Source organism: Fundicoccus sp. Sow4_F4 (assembly GCF_052116145.1).
GTDB lineage: Bacteria > Bacillota > Bacilli > Lactobacillales > Aerococcaceae > Fundicoccus.
In genome coordinates this window covers 784139-799662 of sequence record NZ_JBQKLQ010000001.1, presented here as the reverse complement: position 1 = coordinate 799662, position 15524 = coordinate 784139, and the positions used below count along the sequence as shown (strand labels likewise).

Genomic DNA, 15524 nt, shown 5'->3' with positions numbered 1-15524 from the left:
AATGGATGAATTGTTAGGAAGTGTTAAAAAGATGAAATTACAATTTTTAGGTACTGGAGCAGGAGTTCCGGGAAGAATTAGAAACGTTAGTGCCTTAGTTTTAAAGTTACTTGATGAATTGAATGAGATTTGGTTATTTGATTGTGGCGAAGCAACTCAACATCAAATTTTAAAAACGACAATTAAGCCACGTAAAATTACGAAAGTTTTTATTACACATATGCACGGTGATCATATTTATGGTTTGCCAGGCTTTCTAAGTAGTCGATCTTTTCAAGGCGGCGATGGTCCGTTAACTATTTATGGCCCGCCGGGCATTCGTCAATTTATTCAAACGACATTAAAACTATCAAAAACAAAATTATTATATAGTTTGAAAATCATTGAGTTAGATCCTAATGGTGGAACCCTTAATTTGAATAAGGGGTGGACAGTTGATTATTTACCTTTAGAACATGGTGTGCTTTCTTTTGGCTATCGTGTGACTGAACCTGATTCTGTTGGTGAGTTACTGGTAGATTTATTGGCCCCTTATCAAATTCCCAATGGGCCAATTTTTGGTAAGATAAAGCGTGGAGAAGAAGTGACCTTAGCTGATGGTACTGTTATAAATGGTAAAGACTTTGTTGCTCCTGATCGTAAAGGGAAAATTGTGACGATTTTAGGCGACACACGACAATGTACTAATATTCCACTTCTGGCGCAAGGTGCTGATGTCTTAGTACATGAAGCGACCCATGAAAGTAAAGAAGCTCAAATGGCGCATGATTATTACCATTCCACAAATGTTCAAGCAGCGAAAGTTGCCGCAAAAGCTAACGTTAAACAATTATATTTAAACCACATAAGTGCGCGATATATGGGACAAGATATTAGAGAATTGGAAATGGAAGCTAAACATTATTTCAAAGCAACTAAGATTGTATTCGACTTGGAAGAATATAATTTAAATTATGTGAATTCTGAGGAGATAATGAATGAAACTGCTGAATAAAGTTGTTTTAATCACAGGAGCATCGAGTGGGATTGGTCGCGAAACTGCTCATCAAGCTGCGCGTGAAGGTGCAAATTTAGTTATCGTAGCTCGTCGTAAAGAACAGTTGAGAGAATTGGCTGATGAAATAAAAAAAGATTATAATGTAAATATTCTGATGATTTGTGCTGATTTAAGTCAATCGACACAAATTGAACGAGTAGTCGCCAAGACGAAGCAACATTGTGGCAGAATAGATTATTTAGTAAATTCTGCAGGTTTTGGAGAATTTAAACCTGCCTTAGAATTTACTTATGGTGAGATCGAAGCCATGTTTAAAATAAATACATTTGCTATGATGTATTTGAGTCAATTAGTCGCACAAGTGATGATTGAACAAAGAGAAGGTCAAATTGTTTTCATATCTTCAATATCAGGAAAGTTGTCGACGCCTTCATCAAGTGTGTATTCAGCTACTAAATCTGCTATAATCGGTTATGCTGACTCGCTTAGATTGGAATTAAGACGATTTGGCATAGGGATTACGACGATTAATCCTGGCCCAGTCAAAACACCCTTCTTTTCTCATTCAGATGAATTAGGAAGTTATTATCAACGCATTGAACAATTTGCTTTAGAAACAGATTACGTAGCGAACAAAGTAATCCAAGCGATGACCCATAATGCAAGAGAAATAACGATACCTTTTGCTTTAAAAATGGCAGCCTTTGTATCACCTTTAGTCCCACATATTAGTGACTTTCTAAAGGAACACCTGTTTAATTTCAAGGAGGAAATATCATGAGAGAACCTTGGAGAATACTACTATCTTTATTTAGTTTAATTTTTGTGGTCATTTTTGCAGTTCAAAATACTGCGAATGTGACCGTTAATCTATTCTTCATTAATATTACTGTCCCACTTGTTATGGTCATTTTGATTACGCTTATTATTGGTGTAATTGTAGGCCTATTGGTCTCTATTGCTTCAGTTAGTAGAACTCGAAAGAAAATTAAAGCATTAGAGCAAACAGTTGCTAGTTTGACAAGTGAACAAGCAACTAAAGAAATATCTACGGAGTCAGTTGTTGAAGGGTGACTATCACTTAAGAAAAGACAAAGTAAATTGAGGTCTTAATATGAATTTAGCAAAATATGACTGGAAGATGACAAGTTCTTCCGGTGAACTAGAAGAAGAAATACATGCATTACAAGCAGCAGGCTTGAAATATTCGCCTGCTTTTTTGCGTTTATGTTTAAATCGTGGCTTAAAAAGTCCAGAACAGATTGAACAAGCGATAAACCAAACGCCTCAACTCTATCATAATCCATTTGAATTATATCAAATGGAGCTTGCTGTGAAGAGGCTACAGACTGCCGTCGAAAATGAAGAACGAATACTCATTTACGGTGATTATGATGCGGATGGTATCACAAGTACTCTAATACTTTATGAAACGCTTGAAATGATTGGTGCTCATGTCGAGTATTATTTGCCTAATCGTTTGACAGATGGTTATGGTCCCAACAGTGAGCGTTATCGAGAATTTATCGAAGCGGGTATACAATTAATACTAACGTGTGATAATGGTGTCGCAGGGCATGACGCGATTGATTTAGCTAATGAACTTGGAGTAGACGTCATAGTTTCCGATCACCATGAGATTCAAGAAACTTTACCTAATGCGTATGCGGTCATACACCCTAAACATCCGCAAGGTCAATATCCTTTTGGCGAATTAAGTGGGGCTGGAGTCGCCTTAAAAATTTCACATGCACTACTAGACGAAATTGCTCCGGAAGCGGTAGAATTAGCTGCCATTGGGACGTTGTGTGACATGGTGTCGTTGACAGACGAGAATCGAACAATTGTTTTAGGTGGTTTACAATTAGTAGCGGACACTCATCGTTTAGGCTTAAAAATGCTCTTAGAAGATCAAAAAGTTGATTTAACTAAAGTAGACGTTGATACAGTGGGCTTTGTTATAGGACCTCGTTTGAATGCGATAGGACGTTTAGGTGATCCAACGCCTGCTTTAGAATTATTAAAAACGTTCGATGAGACCGAAGCTGACCGACTTGTTCTGTTAATTAATGATAAAAACTCTCAGCGCCAAGCGATGGTTAAAGATATTCAAACTCAAGTTGAGGAAAGAATGGAACAGTATGAAGAGATTCCTGATGTAATTGTTGAAGCGGATGCTTCTTGGCAAGCGGGGGTATTGGGAATTGTAGCGAGTCGATTGAAAGAAAAATATAACCGACCGACCATTCTATTCCAATATCTAGAAGATAAGCAAGTGTATAAAGGGAGTGGGCGAAGCGTTAATAGTGTTAATATTTTTGCTTGGTTAACGGAAGTTAAAGAGACGATTGCTTATTATGGCGGTCATAGTCAAGCCGCTGGACTTACAGTCAATTCTTCTGAATGGTTGAATTTTAAATCGGCACTGGCTTCATTAGCTAATCAGAATGAAGCCTTGATTCGTCAACCAGAGGAACTAAAAGTCGATATGGTAATAAAACCATCGGAAGCCACTGTCAAATTTATCGAAGAAATTGAATTATTAGGACCTTTTGGAATGGATAATGCTAAACCTGTATTCGAATTCGAGGATGTAACGGTTCAAGAAAAACGTTTAATTGGTGCTGATAAAACACATGTTAAACTCTCTATTGCTGAGAAAGATAGTAAAGAATCCGCTTTAAATTGTGTGGCTTTTTCAAAAGCGACACAATTTGAAGGTGTTGAAGCTAATTCAATCATTTCAATTGTAGGCACCTTATCCATTAATGAATGGCGTCATTTGGTTAATCCCCAATTGATGGTAACAGATATGGGCGTCAATCAGTCACAGTGGCTAGATTATCGATCAAGTAAAATAGATCCTCAACTTTTAAAAGTTAATGGGGCGATTTATTTATTTAAACACTCTAAGTTAGCTGAGTGTTATAAAGAATCTTTACCTAAGAATAGCCGTGTCGAACTATATGCCAACATCAACGAAGAATTGCTAAATGAGTTAGTCAATGACGTGAGTTATAAAAAACTAGTCATTATGGAACCACCGCAAAGTCTAGAAACGTTACTGATTTTGTTAAAGCAAAAGGATTGGTCTCATATTTATTTAGGATCATTTATTCAAGAATCTAAGTATACTGCTGGAGAGCCGACACGTGAAGAATTTGCTGTTTTATACCGTTGGTTAAGCAAGCAAACGGCATTTCATTTGCGACAAAACCTCTCTAAAATGAGTGAACTATTAAAAATATCCATAACTAGATTAAAATTGATGATTGTTGTGTTTTTTGAAGCGGAATTTGTTACAATAAAAGATGGCTTTGTTGCATTTAATAGAGAACACTCGAAAGAGGCTGTTGATTTGTTTACTATGCCGGCATTCGAGCGTTACCGACAAGAAATGCAAGTCGAAGCAATAATGAATTACCAGACTTTATCAGATATTAAAAGATATTTCGAGGAGAATGAAAAAAGATCATGAATTTAAAAGACTATATTGCAAAAGTTGAAAATTATCCAGAAGAAGGAATAATTTTCCGTGACATCACACCATTAATGGCTGATGGAGATGCTTTTAAAGAAGCGACACAACAAATTGTTAATTATGCTAAAGAGTTAGGTGCTGACGTAGTTGTTGGGCCAGAAGCTCGTGGATTCATTGTAGGTTGTCCTGTAGCCTATGCTTTAGAGATTGGATTTGTACCTGTGCGTAAGAAAGGCAAATTACCAAGAGAAGTCATTGAGGTTGATTATTCATTAGAGTATGGTAGCAATACTTTGACAATGCATAAAGATGCTCTGCAACCAGGTCAAAAAGTATTAATTACTGATGATTTATTAGCAACAGGTGGTACAATCAAAGCAACGATCGATTTAGTTGAAAAATTAGGTGGAGTTGTCGTTGGCTGTGCATTCTTAATTGAATTAGAAGAATTAAATGGCCGTGATAAAATTTCTGGTTACGACATTAAAACACTAATGACTTACTAAACTACACACAAAAAAAAACGAACAAAGCGTGTAGAGCTGAAGCAATTTGCTTCCTCTATATGCCTTGTTCGCTTATTTGTAAAGATACTCAACTAATAATCTAGAAGCGTCGAAACAGGCTGACAACTTTACCTAATACGGTAACTGAATTTAAAATAATGTCATCCATATAATCATTTTCTGGTCTTAAGACGTAATGATCGGTTTTTTTAAAGAATGTCTTACAAGTAACTTCTTCTTCTTCTGTCATAGCAATGACGATTTCACCATTGTTGGCAGACGTTTGGCGTCTAACAGTTATGATATCGCCGTCCATAATACCCGCATTAACCATACTTTCGCCTTTTATTTCAAGCATAAATAATTCGCTTGGATCATAAGGTAACTCTGGTGGTATTGGATAGAAGGCAACCGCATCTTCAACTGCAAGAATTGGCGCACCAGCAGCAACTCTTCCTAATAAAGGAACTTGTACAGGTCCAACGCCAAGCAAATCAATTGAAGCTTGTGTTAATTCAAGAGCGCGTGTTTTACTAGAATCTTTAATTAAATAGCCAGCTTTTTCTAATCTAGATAGATGTCCGTGTACTGTCGAAGTTGAGGATAAGCCAACTGACGAACCAATTTCGCGAACAGTAGGTGGATAACCATTTTCCTCAATGTTATCATAAATACATTGTAGGATTGTCATTTGTTTCGTTGACAATTTAGCCATTGGAATCAACTCATTTCATTTTTGTTATTATTATTATATCAGAAACGTTTTTCAATGACAAACAAACGTTCGTAAAAAGGAGGATTTACATGTTAGAGAAAGATAAAATGGAGAGAATTAATGAATTAGCCCGCAAGAAAAAAGCTGAAGGTTTAAATGAAGCTGAATTAGCTGAACAAAAAGTGCTAAGAGAAGAATATATCGAAAATTTACGTTTCGGTATGCGTAATCATATCGAAGGAATCAAGGTCGTCGATGAAGATGGAACTGATTTAACTCCTGATAAAGTGAAAGAAATCCAAAAAGCTAAAAAACTTCATGGCCGTCACCTTCAACACTTCTTCGATAAGAAGAATAAAAAGTAAAATAAATTTAGTTTATCGTCTGCTTCTTGTGAAAATATACTATGAAAAACAGATGAACTTTAGTAAACTATAACTACATGATATTTAGAAAGTGAGGTTTATATATGCCAACAATCGCTTGGATTTTTATTGTTTTACTAGCTTTAGTAGCTGGTGCAGTGGGAGGATTCTTTTTAGCTCGTCGTTATATGATGAAGTATTTTAAAGAAAACCCACCAATTGACGAAAGAATGATTTCTCAAATGATGGCTCAGATGGGTCAAAAGCCATCTAAAAAGAAAGTTGAACAAATTATGCGTTCAATGAAACAGCAGTAATTAAAGTTTTGCAGGGGTTGTCCGTTTGTTCGGATTAACTCCTGTTTTCTTTTTATAAAATTTGAGAGATAGATGATATTTAGTCTGTTTAAAAGGTAGAGTTAAAGAACAATTTGCTTAGGAGAGGTATCGCGTATTTATAAGCTGATTGCTTTGTTTACTCACAAAAAGAGTGATAAACTTATTCATGGACTATTTAATTAATAATTAAATCATATAAATCAGAAAGGGTGGATAGTTTGGATATATTTTCTAGGTTAGCTTGGTTTTTTAAGCAAGAAAAATGGGCTTATATAACAGGAGCCTCGATGTTAGTTTTAGTAGGATTGTTAGCCGGGATTGTGCCAATGATTATAGCGACAGTAATTGATGGAATGACTGACGGTAGCTTAACGCCGACTGTCTTATTTTTTTGGGTAGTGGCAATCATTGTCATCTCAATACTACAATATGCAATGCGTTACGTGTGGCGAATTAATATTTTTGGTACGTCAGCAAAATTAGAAAAAATTTTACGTCAGCGATTATTCAATCATTTTACAAAGATGGATTCCATTTTTTATCAAAAGTACCGAACAGGAGACTTGATGGCTCATGCAACGAATGACTTAGGCGCCATTCGCATGGTTGCTGGTGGTGGAATCTTAACGATGGTCGATTCATTGACACAAGGTATTATTACGCTATTTATGATGTTTTGGGCCATTGATTGGCAATTGAGTTTAATGGTTATCATTCCTTTACCGATTTTAGCTATTTCAATACGTTTAATTGGTAAGAAAATGCATTATCACTTTAGACGTGCTCAAGAAGCCTTCTCTTCTTTGAATGATAAAGTACAAGAAAGTGTTACTGGTATAAAAGTAATTAAAACATTTGGTGAAGAAGAATTGGACAGTATCGATTTTAAAAATATGACCGCAACCGTAGTAGCTAAAAATAAATCAGTTTATTTTTATGATGCATTGTTCCGCCCAACGATTCAATTAATTATGGGTGTTTGTACGATTATCGGCTTGTTTTATGGTGGTTTTTTAGTAACACAAGGGCAAATCACTGTTGGTTTATTAGTGGCTTTTCTAAACTACATTACCCGCATGTCTTGGCCAATGGTGGCAATCGGGCGGTTGTTTAATATTATCGAACGTGGCTCAGCCAGTTATGACCGTATTATGGAATTATTAAAAGAGGAAACAAATGTTGTGGAAGCAGCCGATCCTGTGACTTCTCCGATTGATGGTGATCTAAATTTTGCTGTCGAACGTTTTACTTATCCTCAAACAAAAGAACCTATGCTGAAAGATGTGCACTTTACTATTCCTCAAGGACATACTTTAGGCATAGTAGGTAAAACAGGTTCAGGGAAAACGACAATATTCAAATTACTTATGCGAGACTATGATCAATACAAAGGAACTATTCGTTTCAATGGGATTGATATGAAAGCATATGCCTTAGATGTTTTACTGGGATCGATTGGTTATGTTCCACAAGATAACTTTTTATTTTCAACGACAATCAGAGATAATATTCGCTTTGCTGATCCAACTGCCTCTCAAGAGCGTGTGGAAACAGCTGCTCGATTAACGAGTGTACACGAAGATATTATCGGCTTTCCTGAAGGGTATGATACCTTAGTAGGAGAGCGTGGCGTGGCTTTATCAGGTGGTCAAAAACAAAGAATATCGATGGCGCGAGCGATCATTAATTCACCATCCTTATTAATTTTAGATGATTCTTTATCTGCAGTTGATGCAAAAACGGAAGAAGCGATATTAAGTTCGATTAAGACCAATCGACAGAATAAAACGACGATTATTTCAGCTCACCGTATCAGTAGTGTAATGCATGCCAATGAGATTATCGTTTTAGATAAAGGTGAAATTGTTGAAAGAGGCACCCACTATGAGCTGTTACAACAGGATGGTTGGTACAAACAAATGTATGAAAAACAACAATTAGAAGCATTATTAAATGAAGGAGGCGCACAGTAATGGCACAAGCAAAAGATTTTCAATCCGCATGGACTAAGAAAATGACAATGCGTGACCAGTATCAGGTAACCAAGAGAATTATGCAGTTTGCCAAACCTTACTGGAAAGAATTTTTATTAGCGCTCGTTTTTTCTGCAGGTCAAATTGTGGCGACTGTTTTCATGCCGCGAGTGATTCAATCCTATATTGACCAATACTTGTCAACATCCTCAGCAACCACGCAAACCGCCATATTATTTACTGCCCTGTACGCATTTTTACTAGTCATACAAGGGATTTCAAACTATTTTTCTACATATATCTTTAGTATGGCCTCTGAAAAAACGGTTGAAAATATTCGTAATGTTATTTTTGATAAAGTCGTTCATTTAGGGATGCGCTATTTTGACCAAACACCGGGCGGCTCAATTGTCTCGCGAGTGACGAATGATACAGAGACGATCAAACAGTTTTGGAATGTATTCTTTGCAATCTTTGAAGGCTTTGCAACGATTATTGCTGTCTTTATCGGTATGTGGAGTCTGAATCAAACGATGGCTTTATATTTCTTATTATTTGTACCATTAATGGTTTTTGCAATTTGGCTCTACCAAAATTATAGTACACGAATCTATCGTCAATTACGTGAAAACTTAAGTCGTTTAAATACTAAGATTAATGAATCAATTTTAGGGATGTCAGTTATTCAGCATTTAAGACAAGAAAAACGGACAATGGCTGAATTCGAAGAGCAAAATGAAAACCAATATAAAGGACATCTAGCAATGGTTCGTATGAATGCTTTGCTTTTAAATTCGGTTATTAACCTTTTTGAAGGCTTATCAATTGCCTTAGTCTTTTATATTCTTGGTAATCAATATTTTGATGGTTTGATTGAAGTGGGGATTGTCTATGCCTTTACTCAATATTCAGCAAACTTCTTCAGACCGATGGGAATGATGATGGATAATTTGTCCTTCTTACAAGACGGTGTCGTGTCTAGTTCGCGAATTTTGCGTGTGTTAGATCATGAAGAACATGTACCAGAACAACTAATCAATCCAGCTGCAAGCATCACAGATGCAAAGATTGAATTCAAAGACTTAACCTTCTCCTATGACGGTGAACAAGATGTGTTAAGTAACATTAGTTTTACTGTGAATCCCGGCGAGACAGTTGCATTAGTCGGACATACTGGTAGTGGGAAAAGTTCGATTATCAATGTCTTGATGCGATTTTATGAGTTTAAATCAGGTGATGTCTTGATTGATGGGCATAGTATTCGTGAATTTCCTTACGAAGCTTTACGTGAACAAGTTGGTTTGGTTTTACAAGATAGCTTCTTGTTCTACGGGGATGTTTCAAGAAACATCCGTCTACTCGAGCGAGGTATTTCAGATTATACAGTAAGAGACGCTGCACGCTTCGTTAATGCGGATACCTTTATTGAAGCAGATCCAGCTGGCTATAAAAAACGTGTCATTGAGCGTGGTGCTAGTTATTCAAGTGGTCAGAAACAATTGATATCCTTTGCCAGAACTATGGCACGTGAACCGAAGATATTAATTTTAGATGAAGCAACAGCGAATATTGATACTGAAACCGAAGAATATATTCAGAATAGTCTTCAGAAGATGCGTAAGAATCGTACCACGATTGCGATTGCTCACCGTTTAAGTACCATTCGTGATGCCAACCAAATCATCGTCCTCGATAAAGGGCGCATCATTGAAAAAGGAACGCATGATGAACTGATTGAATTAGGCGGTACCTACTTCCAGATGTACCGTCTGCAAAGTATGAATTAAAGAATAGACCTAGTGGTTGGCCAAGAAGGCGAATTACTAGGTTATTTTTATTTACATAAGAGACCATAAGTTTAAAGAGCTAACTAACTGGAACTCCGTCCAAAATTGAGGGGAATCGCCTCGACCGCCCGATTTTTTAGATTGATTTTGTTAACATGTTAATTCAATTTACCAATCGATCGATTAAAATTATTCTGCCACTCAAACACATTAAAGCACAAACAAGTACGGATTGTATGCAATTCACCAAGTTTTCCATGGTTCTTTATTAAGTATTATTTGTTAACCTTTTAGAAAGGATTTCAAACTAACCAAAAAACCGCAGTGAAATCTCAAATGGATTTCACTGCAGTTTTTACTGTCATTCATTCAATAAAAGTGTAAATAATCGAGCTTTTATTTATCTTTTTTAACGGGTGGTATATACTTGTAATTAGGTGTTAGTTGTTGATCCAATTGATCAAAACGAATCGCAATTAAGTTGTCCACGTCAGCTAATTTAGTTTTATCATACTTCACCGTTTCGTCATAAGCAATCGGTTCGCCGAAAGCTAACTTAATTTTTTTACGTTTGAAAAAATCAGCGGTATTCAGAGTCGGTTGAATCGCAACGGGGACAATATCATTTTTGCTTAACCGTTGAATGAAAGCTGTTCCACCTTTAATTTCAGTTGAATAGCGTGTACCTGAAGGGAAAATCCCTAGGTTCAGATGATCTTCATTCATTACTTTTACAGCGTGTTTAATGGTACGTGGCGACGTTTTTTCACGGTTAACCGGAAATACATTTAACTTTGGTAGAACATAAGCCATCAGTTTATTATTAAATAGCGTATCTTTGCCCATAAAAGCCACTTTTTTACCAAGAGGGTATATCGCAAAGGCTAAATATAAAGGGTCTAATAATGAGCGGTGTGTGCCTGCAAATACCACCACTTTGTCCTTCGGAACGTTCTCAAGGCCCTCGTAGTGAGGTTTACCATTAAAAAGATACATAACCGCACGGACGATTACAATTGCAATATCATAGAATGTCATTCGTTTATTCCTTTCGTTGTTACATTAGTTTAATTTTACCAATTATTCAGTGAATAGCCAATAGATAAACGAATAATAATAGTTAGGAGATGCGAAAATGACAAGCAAACGACGAGTCACATTGTGCCTATTGTATGGGCTGTTGATTTCAGTATTGGGAGAAACCTACGTCAATGCCCAAGAATCGATTAATTTACTGGCGCTTTATCCTAGTGATCAAACAGCTTTCACGCAAGGATTTGAAGTCCATCCAGAACTTGAGCCACAACAGTTGTTACTCGGAACAGGGCTGTATGGTGAGTCTAGTATAGGAATTCTGGATCTCGAAACAGGCGACTATCAAATAATAGAAACTTTAGATAAACAATATTTCGCAGAGGGCTTAACACTTACTGAAAATGCTATTTGGCAATTGACTTGGAAAGAAGGAACGGCCTTTAAGCGAGCCTTAAACAGTTTTGAAGTCTTGGAGACAGCAAACTATACAGGACAGGGCTGGGGGCTGGCATACGATGAGAAACGCCAAGTCCTATGGATGTCAGACGGGACTAGTCAATTAAGTCTGAGAGACCCAGATAGTTTTGACTTATTAGACACACTAGAAGTAACTTATAAACAACAATCAATCGGCAATCTAAATGAATTAGAATTCGCCAACGACATGATTTATGCAAATATTTGGTTAACAGACCAAATTGTTGCCATTAATCCAGAAAATGGACAGATCGAACAGATCTATGATTTAAAAGCCTTAATTGAACAAGTCAATCAAAAATTTTCAGCAGAAGAAGTTGCTAACATGGACGTCTTAAATGGGATTGCCCATAAAGAAAACAATGTCTTTTATTTAACTGGCAAACAATATCCCTATGTATTAGAAGTTGAATTACCACGCTAAGTTTACTATAATTATGTGTTGAGTACATTGTTTTAGACAGAAAGGAAGCATTATGACAGAATCAGCAATTCGTTATGAATTAATTAAAGAAGAAAAAAATACGGGTGCCCGTTTAGGCATCTTACATACACCACAAGGTAGTTTTGAAACACCCATCTATATGCCAGTTGGGACATTAGCAACCGTTAAAGGTCTTTCGCCTGAAGAATTAAAAGACATGGGAGCAGAAATTGTTCTGAGCAATACATATCACTTATGGTTACGCCCAGGTGAAGACATTGTCGAGGAGGCAGGTGGCTTACATAAATTTATGAACTGGGATCGAGGCATTCTAACAGATTCCGGTGGTTTTCAAGTTTTCTCCTTAAGTGACATGCGTCGCATTGAAGAAGAGGGGGTACACTTTAGAAACCATATTAATGGAGCTAAATTATTCTTATCACCTGAAAAGGCAATTCAAATTGAAAATGCACTAGGTGCAGATATTATTATGAGTTTTGACGAGTGCCCGCCATTCGACCAAACATACGACTATGTAAAAAAATCAATCGAACGTACGACACGCTGGGCTGAACGTGGGATGGAAGCACATAAAAACCCATCGACACAAGCGCTTTTTGGTATTATGCAAGGGGCAGGCTACAAAGACCTACGTTTACAACATGCACGCGACTTAGCGTCAATGAACTTTCCTGGTTACTCAATTGGAGGCCTATCAGTTGGTGAAACGAAAGAAGAAATGAATGAAGTACTGGATTACTTAACGCCTGTGATGCCAAAAGATAAGCCACGTTACTTAATGGGTGTTGGCTCACCCGACGCATTAATTGACGGAGTGATTCGAGGCGTTGACATGTTTGATTGTGTCTTAGCCACAAGAATTGCAAGAAATGGCACTTGTATGACCACATATGGCCGTTTAGTCGTTAAAAATGCGAAGTACGCCCGTGACTTTAGACCCATCGACGAGCATTGTGATTGCTACACATGTCGCAATTATACAAGAGCTTATATCCGTCACTTAATTAAAACGGATGAAATTTTTGGTATGCGCCTAACATCGATTCATAATGTTCACTTTCTATTGAAATTAATGAAAGATGTTCGTGAGAATATTAAAAACGATTCATTATTGGAATTTAGAGAAGATTTCTTCGAACGCTATGGCTATAATAAAGAAAATGCTAAAAGTTTTTAATATATTGAGTAAATTTTAAACGAATTTTCAATTAAACAATAGCATGTAATGCCTTTTTTTGTTAGACTAATTTAGGAAGCATTTTTTTTGAAGGTAGGTGAAATAATGGAACTTTTAGTAAGTTTATTACCCATGGTCGTACTTTTTGCGGTGATGTACTTTTTAATGATTCGTCCACAGAAGAAGCAAGCGGATAAAAAACGTCAAATGATCGACGCGATGAAACACGGCGACGGAGTAGTAACAATCGGTGGATTACACGGTATCATTGATGAAGTCAATCAAGCAAACCGTACTGTCGTTTTAGATTGTGAAGGCATTTATTTAACATTTGAACTAAGTGCAATCGCAACAGTAAAAGCGAGCACACCAACAAACGAAACAACAGTTGAAGACCTACAAGCAGATGCTGAGTATACTGACTCAGACGAATTTGCCGAAGAAGGCACAAACTAAAAATCGATAGCGTCCTTATGGGCGCTTTTTTTAATGGTCAAACCAGTGCTTTTTGTGGGGAAAAGTTTTCTAATAGTTATATTCGATAACATGGCGAATGAGAAAGTTAAAAGCGACCAATCAAAAGCGAAATATAAAACGCGAGTCGCATGCTAAAGCTTTCTGCAGAATCTTCTTTAGTTGCCATCATTATATTGAAATATTCACTAAGCAAACGTATAATCAGAAGATATCCATTATAATTAAAGAAATATAAACTAAAACAAAAGCATATTGTTTTTGATTAATTAGAAAAAAATTAGCCGGCTAACACGCTTTTTAGCGAATATATCGTGTGGTCTGTCATTGATTATTAATTTAGTCTTGACTTAGGAAGGAATTATTATGAAAAATAGAATACTGACAATTATTTCTCTAGCAATTGTAACATGGCTAGCCCTGTTTATTGGAAAACAAATTCCATTACTCGGGAGCTCTATTTCAGCTATTTTAATAGGTGCCATTATCCGACATACACCGCTATTTGATCTATTAGATAAGGCGGTGACAAAGTTCGTCTCGTCCTATTTATTGAAGACGGGAATTGTCTTATTAGGTTTTACCTTATCTCTAAGGATCTTAAACGAAGTCGGCCTCAATATTTTAGTCATTATTGCAGCGGTGATTATCGTGTCAATTCTAACCAGCGTCTTAGTCAATAAGGGGCTAAAAGTCGATAATAAACTCGCCTTGCTGATTGGAATTGGGACCTCGATTTGTGGAGGATCTGCCATCATAGCAGCCGCCCCAATTATTGAAGTAGAAGATGATGATATTGCGGTATCGATTACCACAATGTTCATCTTTTCAATGCTCGCTTTATTCCTTTTACCGACCTTGGGTGTCATGTTCAGCTTTAGTAACCAACTATACGGCATTTTAGCTGGAGTCGCTGTCAATGACACAGCGTCCGTAGTAGCGACTGCCTTTGATTGGCACCTAGAAGCAGGGAATATTGCGACGGTTGTCAAACTGGTACGTACATTATTTATTGTACCGGTGACTGTCGGGATGATTCACTACAAATATTTACAAACGGCTAAAGAAGCAAAGGAAAATGGCACAAGTAAGTTAAGGATTGATTGGAAGCAAATTCAAAGTACGATTCCAATGTTTGTGGTGTTTTTTGTAGCGGCAGTCATCGTAGCAAGTTTAGTGTCGTTACCTGCAACATTAACAAGTGTTATTAGTCAAATCAGTAAAATTTTTATGACAATCGCTTTGATTACGATTGGGCTCGGTGTCCATATTAAGCAGATTCAAAAGGCAGGCATCAAACCTGTCATTCTAGGGGCAGCTTGCTGGTTAGCTGTTGTGACAATCAGTGTGGGGCTAATTATGGTAATGTATTAAGCGATAAAAGACGTCGGTAGGAAAGCTGCTGACGTCTTTTATTTATGGAGAATTCGCCAACACACTTAAAAAAACTCATCAATATTCCCGTCTCACATCGTGACGTTAAGAGCGACGGATTCTACAGAGTGTTTCACATCGTGGCTCTAATCACCACGATGTGGAAACGTAAATAAACACTGTTTTGCCTGCAAATACTAGTCGTTTGTCTGTATTTTCGTCAGAAAAGCCCTGAATCGGCCATCTCACATCGTGGCGTCATGAGCGACGGATTCTGCAGAGTGTCTCACATCGTGATTCTAGATACTACGTGTTGTTTTGCTATTCTTAATTCAAATTACGATACAAGTTAAACTTGATAATCCTACTTAAAAGTAACA

Annotated in this window: 15 protein-coding genes; 13 read left to right on the top strand and 2 right to left on the bottom strand. The window is 36.9% G+C overall.

Translation table 11 applies throughout. The features are described 5' to 3' along the window. Positions 1-31 precede the first annotated feature (31 nt). The 5 genes from rnz to ACTQ5J_RS03590 are packed head-to-tail and all read left to right on the top strand — an operon-like array spanning position 32 to position 4984. Complete coding sequence (rnz, locus tag ACTQ5J_RS03610; RefSeq protein ID WP_441750640.1) at positions 32-994, top strand: ribonuclease Z; 963 nt, start codon at positions 32-34, stop codon at positions 992-994. After that, a complete protein-coding gene (locus ACTQ5J_RS03605; RefSeq protein WP_441750639.1) occupies positions 978-1778 on the top strand; it encodes an SDR family NAD(P)-dependent oxidoreductase in 801 nt (266 codons plus the stop codon). Before rnz ends, ACTQ5J_RS03605 begins: the two co-directional genes overlap by 17 nt. After that, the gene (locus ACTQ5J_RS03600; RefSeq protein WP_441750638.1) at positions 1775-2071 is read left to right on the top strand and encodes a LapA family protein; all 297 of its coding nucleotides are present in this window, start codon (positions 1775-1777) and stop codon (positions 2069-2071) included. The genes ACTQ5J_RS03605 and ACTQ5J_RS03600 overlap by 4 nt, the downstream gene beginning before the upstream one ends. A gap of 40 nt (positions 2072-2111) precedes the next feature. Beyond that, positions 2112-4475, top strand: coding sequence for a single-stranded-DNA-specific exonuclease RecJ (recJ, locus tag ACTQ5J_RS03595; RefSeq protein WP_441750637.1), 2364 nt, complete (start codon positions 2112-2114; stop codon positions 4473-4475). After that, a complete protein-coding gene (locus ACTQ5J_RS03590; protein WP_441750636.1) occupies positions 4472-4984 on the top strand; it encodes an adenine phosphoribosyltransferase in 513 nt (170 codons plus the stop codon). Before recJ ends, ACTQ5J_RS03590 begins: the two co-directional genes overlap by 4 nt. Before the next feature lie 100 nt (positions 4985-5084). Here the strand turns inward: ACTQ5J_RS03590 and lexA are convergent, their stop codons facing one another. Further along, on the bottom strand, positions 5085-5699 hold the full coding sequence (gene lexA / locus ACTQ5J_RS03585; protein WP_441750635.1) for a transcriptional repressor LexA: 615 nt from the start codon (positions 5697-5699) through the stop codon (positions 5085-5087). Positions 5700-5788: 89 nt separating this feature from the next. Here lexA and ACTQ5J_RS03580 point away from each other — a divergent pair, with 89 nt between their 5' ends. The 4 genes from ACTQ5J_RS03580 (at position 5789) to ACTQ5J_RS03565 (ending at position 10162) form a co-directional block, all read left to right on the top strand. Continuing rightward, positions 5789-6064, top strand: a complete 276-nt coding sequence (locus ACTQ5J_RS03580) for a DUF896 family protein (protein ID WP_441750634.1) — start codon at positions 5789-5791, stop codon at positions 6062-6064. A gap of 104 nt (positions 6065-6168) precedes the next feature. After that, positions 6169-6381, top strand: a complete 213-nt coding sequence (locus ACTQ5J_RS03575; protein ID WP_441750633.1) for a YneF family protein — start codon at positions 6169-6171, stop codon at positions 6379-6381. Between the two features lie 239 nt (positions 6382-6620). Beyond that, positions 6621-8375, top strand: coding sequence for an ABC transporter ATP-binding protein (locus tag ACTQ5J_RS03570; protein WP_441750632.1), 1755 nt, complete (start codon positions 6621-6623; stop codon positions 8373-8375). Further along, complete coding sequence (locus ACTQ5J_RS03565; protein WP_441750631.1) at positions 8375-10162, top strand: ABC transporter ATP-binding protein; 1788 nt, start codon at positions 8375-8377, stop codon at positions 10160-10162. The genes ACTQ5J_RS03570 and ACTQ5J_RS03565 overlap by 1 nt, the downstream gene beginning before the upstream one ends. Before the next feature lie 396 nt (positions 10163-10558). Here the strand turns inward: ACTQ5J_RS03565 and ACTQ5J_RS03560 are convergent, their stop codons facing one another. Continuing rightward, a complete protein-coding gene (locus ACTQ5J_RS03560) occupies positions 10559-11200 on the bottom strand; it encodes a lysophospholipid acyltransferase family protein (RefSeq protein ID WP_441750630.1) in 642 nt (213 codons plus the stop codon). Between the two features lie 97 nt (positions 11201-11297). Between ACTQ5J_RS03560 and ACTQ5J_RS03555 the strand changes: the two genes are divergently transcribed. The 4 genes from ACTQ5J_RS03555 to ACTQ5J_RS03540 all read left to right on the top strand — a co-directional run bounded on the left by ACTQ5J_RS03555 (position 11298) and on the right by ACTQ5J_RS03540 (position 15144). Continuing rightward, positions 11298-12098 (top strand): glutaminyl-peptide cyclotransferase, encoded by an 801-nt coding sequence (locus ACTQ5J_RS03555; protein WP_441750629.1) that lies wholly within the window; start codon positions 11298-11300, stop codon positions 12096-12098. 52 nt (positions 12099-12150) lie between these two features. Then, positions 12151-13296, top strand: a complete 1146-nt coding sequence (gene tgt, locus ACTQ5J_RS03550) for a tRNA guanosine(34) transglycosylase Tgt (protein WP_441750628.1) — start codon at positions 12151-12153, stop codon at positions 13294-13296. A 105-nt stretch (positions 13297-13401) separates the two neighbouring features. Continuing rightward, entirely contained in the window at positions 13402-13752 is a 351-nt protein-coding gene (gene yajC / locus ACTQ5J_RS03545; RefSeq protein WP_441750627.1) for a preprotein translocase subunit YajC, read from the top strand. Between the two features lie 384 nt (positions 13753-14136). Further along, positions 14137-15144 (top strand): YeiH family protein, encoded by a 1008-nt coding sequence (locus ACTQ5J_RS03540; RefSeq protein ID WP_441750626.1) that lies wholly within the window; start codon positions 14137-14139, stop codon positions 15142-15144. Positions 15145-15524: the final 380 nt, after the last annotated feature.

Coding starts and splice junctions, on each gene's coding strand:
- rnz (WP_441750640.1), top strand. CDS start 32: ATGAAATTACAATTTTTAGGTACTGGAGCAGGAGTTCCGGGAAGAATT.
- ACTQ5J_RS03605 (WP_441750639.1), top strand. CDS start 978: ATGAAACTGCTGAATAAAGTTGTTTTAATCACAGGAGCATCGAGTGGG.
- ACTQ5J_RS03600 (WP_441750638.1), top strand. CDS start 1,775: ATGAGAGAACCTTGGAGAATACTACTATCTTTATTTAGTTTAATTTTT.
- recJ (WP_441750637.1), top strand. CDS start 2,112: ATGAATTTAGCAAAATATGACTGGAAGATGACAAGTTCTTCCGGTGAA.
- ACTQ5J_RS03590 (WP_441750636.1), top strand. CDS start 4,472: ATGAATTTAAAAGACTATATTGCAAAAGTTGAAAATTATCCAGAAGAA.
- lexA (WP_441750635.1), bottom strand. CDS start 5,699: ATGGCTAAATTGTCAACGAAACAAATGACAATCCTACAATGTATTTAT.
- ACTQ5J_RS03580 (WP_441750634.1), top strand. CDS start 5,789: ATGTTAGAGAAAGATAAAATGGAGAGAATTAATGAATTAGCCCGCAAG.
- ACTQ5J_RS03575 (WP_441750633.1), top strand. CDS start 6,169: ATGCCAACAATCGCTTGGATTTTTATTGTTTTACTAGCTTTAGTAGCT.
- ACTQ5J_RS03565 (WP_441750631.1), top strand. CDS start 8,375: ATGGCACAAGCAAAAGATTTTCAATCCGCATGGACTAAGAAAATGACA.
- ACTQ5J_RS03560 (WP_441750630.1), bottom strand. CDS start 11,200: ATGACATTCTATGATATTGCAATTGTAATCGTCCGTGCGGTTATGTAT.
- ACTQ5J_RS03555 (WP_441750629.1), top strand. CDS start 11,298: ATGACAAGCAAACGACGAGTCACATTGTGCCTATTGTATGGGCTGTTG.
- tgt (WP_441750628.1), top strand. CDS start 12,151: ATGACAGAATCAGCAATTCGTTATGAATTAATTAAAGAAGAAAAAAAT.
- yajC (WP_441750627.1), top strand. CDS start 13,402: ATGGAACTTTTAGTAAGTTTATTACCCATGGTCGTACTTTTTGCGGTG.
- ACTQ5J_RS03540 (WP_441750626.1), top strand. CDS start 14,137: ATGAAAAATAGAATACTGACAATTATTTCTCTAGCAATTGTAACATGG.